At 67.2% G+C, this 7,072-nt stretch carries 9 protein-coding genes; 3 read left to right on the forward strand and 6 right to left on the reverse strand.

Annotation, left to right across the window (positions count from 1 at the left end):
- From ABFX45_RS30485 to ABFX45_RS30495, 3 genes are read left to right on the forward strand one after another with little or no spacing between them, the layout of a single operon-like run.
- On the forward strand, nucleotides 1-252 hold the full coding sequence (locus ABFX45_RS30485; RefSeq protein WP_211337469.1) for an SH3-like domain-containing protein: 252 nt from the start codon (nucleotides 1-3) through the stop codon (nucleotides 250-252).
- Nucleotides 245-511: an SH3-like domain-containing protein gene (locus tag ABFX45_RS30490; protein ID WP_346133622.1), complete on the forward strand. Its 267-nt coding sequence runs from the start codon at nucleotides 245-247 to the stop codon at nucleotides 509-511. The genes ABFX45_RS30485 and ABFX45_RS30490 overlap by 8 nt, the downstream gene beginning before the upstream one ends.
- The gene (locus tag ABFX45_RS30495; protein WP_109638546.1) at nucleotides 504-1,094 is read left to right on the forward strand and encodes a nitrile hydratase subunit alpha; all 591 of its coding nucleotides are present in this window, start codon (nucleotides 504-506) and stop codon (nucleotides 1,092-1,094) included. The genes ABFX45_RS30490 and ABFX45_RS30495 overlap by 8 nt, the downstream gene beginning before the upstream one ends.
- A 48-nt stretch (nucleotides 1,095-1,142) precedes the next feature.
- Here ABFX45_RS30495 and ABFX45_RS30500 read toward each other — a convergent pair whose 3' ends face one another.
- From ABFX45_RS30500 to ABFX45_RS30525, 6 genes are all read right to left on the reverse strand, one after another.
- The gene (locus ABFX45_RS30500; protein ID WP_346133624.1) at nucleotides 1,143-2,561 is read right to left on the reverse strand and encodes a serine hydrolase; all 1,419 of its coding nucleotides are present in this window, start codon (nucleotides 2,559-2,561) and stop codon (nucleotides 1,143-1,145) included.
- Between the two features lie 41 nt (nucleotides 2,562-2,602).
- Nucleotides 2,603-2,911, reverse strand: coding sequence for a hypothetical protein (locus ABFX45_RS30505; protein ID WP_346133626.1), 309 nt, complete (start codon nucleotides 2,909-2,911; stop codon nucleotides 2,603-2,605).
- Between the two features lie 220 nt (nucleotides 2,912-3,131).
- Entirely contained in the window at nucleotides 3,132-4,361 is a 1,230-nt protein-coding gene (locus ABFX45_RS30510; RefSeq protein WP_109638544.1) for an MFS transporter, read from the reverse strand.
- A gap of 57 nt (nucleotides 4,362-4,418) precedes the next feature.
- On the reverse strand, nucleotides 4,419-4,880 hold the full coding sequence (locus tag ABFX45_RS30515; RefSeq protein WP_109638543.1) for a DoxX family protein: 462 nt from the start codon (nucleotides 4,878-4,880) through the stop codon (nucleotides 4,419-4,421).
- Nucleotides 4,881-4,950: 70 nt separating this feature from the next.
- The gene (locus ABFX45_RS30520) at nucleotides 4,951-6,612 is read right to left on the reverse strand and encodes a peroxidase family protein (protein WP_109638542.1); all 1,662 of its coding nucleotides are present in this window, start codon (nucleotides 6,610-6,612) and stop codon (nucleotides 4,951-4,953) included.
- 209 nt (nucleotides 6,613-6,821) lie between these two features.
- Nucleotides 6,822-7,072: transposase family protein (locus ABFX45_RS30525; protein ID WP_346133629.1), on the reverse strand; the 251-nt coding region annotated here is incomplete at its 5' end.

The following is a 7,072-nucleotide window of genomic DNA, read 5'->3' on the forward strand; positions in this document are numbered from 1 at the left end:
ATGCCGAGGATCAACGACGTCGGCGGGCAGGACGGGTTCGGGCCGGTCGAGGAGGAGTTGGACGAGCCCGCGTTCCACGCGGACTGGGAGGCGCACGTCTTCGCGATGAACCGGGCGCTGGTCGGACGCGGTGTCTACAACCTGGACGAGTTCCGGGACGCGGTTGAGCGGACGATGTCACACGAGTCGTCGTACTACGAGAACTGGTTCCGGGCCATTCAGACGCTCCTGAAGGAGAAGGGGCATGTCTGAGCGGTTCCGGGAGGGTGACCGGGTGCGGACGTCCGCTGCGGACCCGGATCATCACACTCGGCTGCCCGGCTACGCGCGTGGGCGGGTGGGCGTGGTGATCGGTGATGACGGCGTGCATCCGCTGGCGGACCTGAGGGCGCGGGGGGTTGAGCGGCCGCAGCCGGTTCATCTGGTGCGGTTCACGGCGCGGGAACTGTTCGGGCAGGGGGATCACACGGTGACACTGTCCCTTTGGGAGGAATACCTCAGCGATGAGTGACGATCACGACGACTCTCCCATCGCCGCGCGCGTTCGCGAGCTGGAGGCGATCCTGGAGGAGAAGGGGTTGCTGGACGCGACTGAACTTGACCGGGCGCTGGAGGCGTTCGCGCACAAGGCCACGCCTGCCAACGGGTTCCGGGTCGTGGCACGGTCTTGGGTGGACGAGGAGTTCAAGGCGAGGCTGCTCGAGAACGCGAACGAGGCGTTGCCCGCGGTCGGGTTGTCGATGGGCGGCGGGCTTCAGGTTCAACGGTTGCGGGTCGTGGAGAACACCGAGAAGGTGCACAACGTGGTGGTGTGCACGCTTTGCAGCTGCTATCCGATCGCGCTGCTCGGGCCGTCGCCCACCTGGTACAAGAGTCCGGCCTACCGGTCGAAGGTGGTCAGCCATCCGCGGGAGGTGCTGGCGCAGTTCGGGTTGGAGCTGCCCGCCGACACGGAGATCCGGGTGTGGGACGCGAACGCCGAGTCGCGATACATGGTGCTGCCGCGACGGCCTGCGGGCACCGAGCAACTGTCCGAAGAGGAGCTCGCGGCGAAAGTGACGCGCAACGGGCTGATCGGCACCGCGGCGGTGTGACAAAGGGCCGCCTCCACAGACGGGAGACGGCCCTTTTCGGTACCAGAACTACATGTTCTTCATGATGTTGTCGATCGCCTTGCCGAGCTGGGCGTACTTCTGGGTGTACAGCACGGGGAACACGCCGGGCGGGTCGGCCGGGCGGTTGGCGTCGACGTAGTCGGTGCCGAGGTTGCAGAACACGACCACGATGTAGTTGCGCTTGTTCTTGCCGCGGAACGACTTCACGATACCCGCGTCTGAACCGGTGGTGTCGACCCAGCCCGTCTTGTGGGCGAAGGTCACCTCGGCGGTCTCGTTGCACGGGCGGACGTCACGGTCGTAGACCGCGTCGCCGACCTTCACGGTGCCGTCCGGCCTGATCCAGCGCGACGGAACCTGCTGCGGCAGACCCTGGGTCGGGTAGTCGCGGCCGCACCAGTTCGAGGTGGACAGCATTTCGTTGTGGCCCTGGCCGAGCAGCGTCTCCTGGAAGAACTTCCGCGAGGAGAGCGACAGCTCGTTCCTGGTGACCGCCTTGCCCTTGCCGGTCGTCCACAGTGCACCGGGGCCACCGCCGTTGATGAGCAGCAGGAGCTTCGCGGTGTCAAGGCCGCTCATGTTCGAGCCGATCCAGCGGCCGCCGTTGCCGGGAATGGTCTCGGTGACCATGAGCGTGGGCATGCCGAGGTTGACGAACGTCTGGTTGACGTGGTCCCACGCGTTCAGATCGTGGATCATCTTGATCAGCGCGCAGGTCGACTCGTTCTGCGACTTCGTGATCATCTCGTCGAAGTGCTGACGGATCTTCTTCACCGACTTGCCGCCGCACGCGGGGCGCACCGGGTTCGGGTCGTAGACGTAGTCGGCGTCCAGGTCGACCTTGCCCTCGTCGGCCAGGCGCAGCACACCGAAGCCCACCATCAGCTTCAGCACCGACGCCGGGTACGGCGAGGAGAAGTCGATCGGCGCGTTCTCCCGGCCGGCCAGCACGTCACGCGTGCCCTTGCCGCCGTTGACGTCCCACTCGGTGTCGTCCCACCAGCGGTAACGAACCTGGTCGGTCGACAGTCCGGACTTCTTGACCGGCACGACGACGCCGTTCGGGTACTGCGGGCTGAGCAGCACGTTCGCGACCTGCTTCGGCCGGCCGTACTCATTGAGCTCGATGATCGCCGCGTCCATGTTCGGCGTCTGGTGCAACGGCTTGCCCGCTGCCTCCGCCGACATCGTCATCCGCGCCTGGGCCTTGTTCATCAGCTCGGCCGGGCTCGGGTCGTACTTCTCCCGCTGCTCCGCCGACCGCGCGGTGGCGAGGGTCGCCTCCGGCGGCGTCAGGTCGATGACGTCCTTGAAGTTCTGCGCGACGATCGCCTCACGCAGACGCTCCGCCAACGAGTGGTCTTCCGCGGAAGCCACGGCCGGTGCCAGGGTGGCACCCGTCAGCGTGAGCGCGGTGCACAGCACGGTGAACCGCTTGAGCTTCATTCACTCCCCCAGTCGAGTGGATCTGATACAGTTGTACTTTATCATTCGCATCGCGCTGACTTCGTAGTCCCTTCTACGGAGATCCGCACGTTTCCCGGTCTCAATTCGCCAAGCACGCAGGCTCTTGGCACGGTGATCACGAACGCCACACCGGTGATCGACTCGTCGGGCCGGAACACCCGCGCATCGTAACCAGCAAGCGCTTTCCGGGTTGCCTCGGGCGAGAAGTCACCGGACGCGCACACCCGCTCGAGCACCGGCCGGATCTTGGCGGCGAGCTCGGTTCCCGCGACATTTCCCTCTGGCGACAACGGCTCCCGCGCCACCTTCGGGATCAGCGGGGCAGGCACCGCCCGCACGGTGGCGGGGTCCGGCGTGCAGGACTTCGGAGCCAGGCTCGTGGGTGCCGGTTGCGGCACGACCACCGCGTGTCCAGAAGGCACTGTCGTCGTAGGCGGTGGCTGCGTCGCCACCTCACCCGCGCCGCATCCGGCGCAGAGCAGCAGAACGGCCAGTGTCCCCAGCGCTCTCCCCATGCCGCGCACTCTGGCACAACCCGGACGGTGACGGTCAGCGGACCGCCTGAACCGCTGGAGCGTTCTCGACGGACCGCACCGACGGGGAGGCGACCATCGCCACCGTCGCAAGCGCTGGGATCGCGGCACAGCCGAGCAGCGTCGCCGTGATACCCGCGGCGCTCGACACCGGCCCGACCACGAGTTGGGCCAGCGGCACGGCCGCGAGCGACCCGAGCATGTCGTAGGAGTAGACCCGCGCGAGTCGTTCGCCCGGCACGTGGTGCTGGAGCGAGGTCTCCCAGGCCACCCCGAACTGCTGCATGCACGCGCCGCAGACGAACGAGGCGACCATGAGCAACCAGGGTTCCGGGTGGAGGGCGAGCGCCAGCGGCAGTCCCGCGAACCCCATCACGAATGCCACGCCGAACAGGAGCAGGCGCCGCGCGCGGATGCGCATCGCGACGAACGCTCCGGCGAGCATGCCCGCGGTCTGCGCTGACAGCACCAGGCCCCACGTCTCGCGCCCGATCACGGTGTCCGCGATGACCGGGCCGAGGACCATCGTGCCGCCGGCGTAGGCCGCATTGACGAAGAAGAAGGCCACGACCACGCCCCAGACCCAGGTCCGCGACACGAACTCGGTCCAGCCGAGCCGCAGCTCGGACAGCACACCCGGCTTGTGCTCGGCGGCTACGCGGGCGGCCGGCACGCGCACGAAGGAGAAGGCGAGCGCGGCCAGGCCGAACGACAACGCGTCCACCACCAGGCCCCAGCCCGGTCCGGCGAACGCGATCAGCAGGCCGCCCAGCGACGCACCCGCGATCATCGAGGAGTTGAGCGCGAGGCGCAGCAGGGCGTTGGCCCGTTGCCGGAGCTCGGCAGGCACCGTCTGCGGAACGAGTGCCGCGGAGGCCGGGAAGGAGAAGGCGGTCGACATGCCGTTGACCGCCGCCAGCACCACGAACGCCGGGATGGACACGGTTCCGGTCAGCACCAGGACGGCGAGCAGGGCCTGACTGGCCATGGAGACCGCGGACGAACCCACGAGCACGTACTGGCGGGGCAATCGGTCCGCAACGACACCGCCCCACAGCAGGAACACGACGTTCGCGATCGAGCGCGCCGCCACGACGACACCGAGTGTGGTGATCGACTCGGTCACGTCCCGCACGGCGAACACGAGCGCGATCTGCGCCATCGCGCTGCCCGCCATGGTCGTCGCACGGGCCGTGAGCAGCCAACGAAAAGCCGGATGCGCCAATGGCGCGAACGAATCCCCCATGGTCGGAAAGTACCGCAGCGGGAGCCGCCCGATCTGGGGGATCGAGCGGCTCCCGCGCTATCGCACCCTCGGGTGCGATGAGGCGATGACCACCGCGGCGGCGACGGTCACCAGGTTCTTCAGGATGTACTGGGCTTCGAAGGACGCCTGCAGCGGACCGGTCCACATCTCGCCGGGAAACAACACCAGCGGTGTCGACACCAGCACGACGTGACCGATCAGCAGGACCGCGCACAATCGTGGTGCGCGGAAGCTCAGCAGAACCAGTGCGATCCCGATTTCGGTGATCGCGGCACTCAGTCTCGCGAGATCCCCGTGGATGATCCCGAACGTCAGCGCGGAGACCGTGCGTTCGACGAGATCTTGGGCAGGGCTGCCACCGGGAAAGAGCTTCAGCACGCCGAACCAGAGGTACACGACCCCGAGTCCGATGCGCAGCAGTGGAATTCCGGCGCCACCCGCGAAACGGGTGAGGCGTTCTTCCGTGCTTTCGCGGCGTGTGGTTTCTGGACGCAACATCAATCTCCCTCTCCTGTCCGGCTGCCACCACCCAGCCAGACAGGACGGACGAGGAAGATCAGTTGTCGGGCTACGAGTCCCCGAGGGGGTTCAGCAGGTCCGCCTTGCCTTCGAAGGCGAACAGCATCAGGTCGACCATGCGGAACGTGCTGGAGTCCGGGCCGAGCGTGGGCCGCCAGTACGGCGAGCGCACGATCGAAATCCGGCTGCCCTCCATCGCGCGGTGGAAGACCTCCGCGGTGATCCGCCCGCCGACCGGGCCCATCAGCCCGTTGTTGAACTCCGCCTCACGCAGGACGTAGAACCACAACGGCGTCGCCTCGGCCAGCTGCGCCTTCTGCTCCTCGGTCAGCGAGTCGAGGTTCGCGCCACCGTTGCCGGTCAGGATCTGCTCGGCGGTGAGCGGCTCGACCCCGAACAGCTCCGCGATCTGCTGACCGGTGGCGAGCTCCATCATGTTCGCCCTGGTCAGGTTGCGGAACGCGAGGTTGCGCTGGATCTCGGGGAACTGCGTCCCACGACCGCCGAACGTGCCGGCCGGCAGCCCTCGCAGCGGGTTCACGAGCAGCGTGTCGATCCGCTTGGTGACGTTGCCGCCGCCGGACTCCGCCGGTGGCACGAGGTCGTCCCGGTCCGCCTCGGTGAAGTCGTAGAGGCGGCGGAAGTCCGCGATCCAGTTGCTGGGCAACGTGAAGAGCTCGCCCCTGTTCACGTCGTCCAGGTCTTCCGGCGCCTGCGAAGTGGGGTCGAAGTTGCCGGCGGTGCCGGTGAAAACGAACAGCAGGAACAGCGTTCCCGCCACGCCGGCGGGCGTGTTGAACACGCGGTTCCACTCGTATTCCTCGCGGATCATGCTGTGGCCGAGCCGGTAGGACGCGACCGAGAACTCGATCGGCATCGTCGGGGTGTTGTCCCGGCCGTAGTGCCTGCCGGGCACCTCGAAGAACCTGCGGCCGTTGGTGAAGACGTCGTCCACGATCGCCGGGTCGACGATGCGCGGCAGGAAGTCCGTCTTCAGCATCCACTGGTAGTGCCGCACCACGAGTTCCTTGGCGGCGCGGAACAGCCGGTCACCGGTGAGGCCGGTGAGCGCGAGCTCGTCGACCACGCGGTTGTGGAAGCGGATGAACGCCAGGTGAGTCTGCGCGATCACCAGGTTCTCGTCGTTGCGCGGGTCCGGGATCAGCGGCGCCCGCCGATCCGCCGGCGTGCCCGCGGTCCCTCCGCGGCGCGGCAGGTCGAAGCCCTCGAACGGAGGGAATCCCGGCCCCAGCGCGGTGGTGGTGCCCATCTTGAGCTTCACGCCGTCCTCGGCGTAGAAGATCTGGTCGTCCTTGTCGCGCGGACCGCGGCCGTAGACCGAGTCGAGGTCCAGCGCCGGTGAGCGGCCCTGCATCAGATCGTCGATGTTGACGTCCTGGCCGAGCTGCGACTCGGTGCGGTCCATCGTCAGGTCGTGGTCGACGAACTGGCCGAGGTAGGTGAACCCCGCTGGCACGGCCGGGTTCTCCGAGTCGGGCTGTGCGACCTCCCGCCCCGGCGTCATCGCCAGTGCCAGCGCCTCGCGCAGTGCCTCGTCCGTCCGCGGGCCCTTCGGCCCCAGCCGGGAGAAGCGGAACCTGCGCAACTCCTCCGCCGTGGAGGGCTGACGCGTGGTGGCCTCACCTTTGTCGTCGAATTCCAGCACACCTTCGCCCACGACGAAGAAACTGTCGCGCACGTGCCTCTTCATAGATTCCCCCTGTATCCCCTCTTACCCAGGCGACCTGTTCTCCCCAACAAGCACCTGCCCCACCGCCAGTCTCCAGACGGCCTAAATTGTCGTCGAAGCTTTTGGCCACAACCAAAAGGTCGTCACACAGCGGATACGAGGTGGTCCGGAATATTCGTGAACACCGGCATCCGCCATCTCGGCAGCCAATGACGTGATCTCAACGAGTTTCAGGTGAGCCGTCCGTGTTCGAAATGGGTGAGTACGAGTGCGGCTTTGACGATGTGGCCGATCTTGCGTGGGCTGGTGGTGAAGTGCCGCAGGGCGCGCCAGCGCCCTGTCAGCAGGGCGAAGCCGCGTTCACCGAGGCAGCGCAGGCCTCGCAGCAGGGCGTTGTAGGTGCGAGTGTCGATGTCGAGCACCTGGCCGTCCGTAGGTTGTTTGACCGGCGTGAACACGCCGATGCCTGCCCCGTCGTAGC

This window comes from Lentzea roselyniae (assembly GCF_039537795.1).
Lineage (GTDB): Bacteria > Actinomycetota > Actinomycetes > Mycobacteriales > Pseudonocardiaceae > Lentzea > Lentzea atacamensis.

What these genes read in the sequence shown, in the direction of transcription:
- ABFX45_RS30520 (WP_109638542.1), bottom strand. Translation starts at nt 6,612, where the DNA reads ATGAAGAGGCACGTGCGCGACAGTTTCTTCGTCGTGGGCGAAGGTGTG.
- ABFX45_RS30510 (WP_109638544.1), bottom strand. Translation starts at nt 4,361, where the DNA reads ATGGGGGATTCGTTCGCGCCATTGGCGCATCCGGCTTTTCGTTGGCTG.
- ABFX45_RS30495 (WP_109638546.1), top strand. Translation starts at nt 504, where the DNA reads ATGAGTGACGATCACGACGACTCTCCCATCGCCGCGCGCGTTCGCGAG.
- ABFX45_RS30500 (WP_346133624.1), bottom strand. Translation starts at nt 2,561, where the DNA reads ATGAAGCTCAAGCGGTTCACCGTGCTGTGCACCGCGCTCACGCTGACG.
- ABFX45_RS30490 (WP_346133622.1), top strand. Translation starts at nt 245, where the DNA reads ATGTCTGAGCGGTTCCGGGAGGGTGACCGGGTGCGGACGTCCGCTGCG.
- ABFX45_RS30515 (WP_109638543.1), bottom strand. Translation starts at nt 4,880, where the DNA reads ATGTTGCGTCCAGAAACCACACGCCGCGAAAGCACGGAAGAACGCCTC.
- ABFX45_RS30485 (WP_211337469.1), top strand. Translation starts at nt 1, where the DNA reads ATGCCGAGGATCAACGACGTCGGCGGGCAGGACGGGTTCGGGCCGGTC.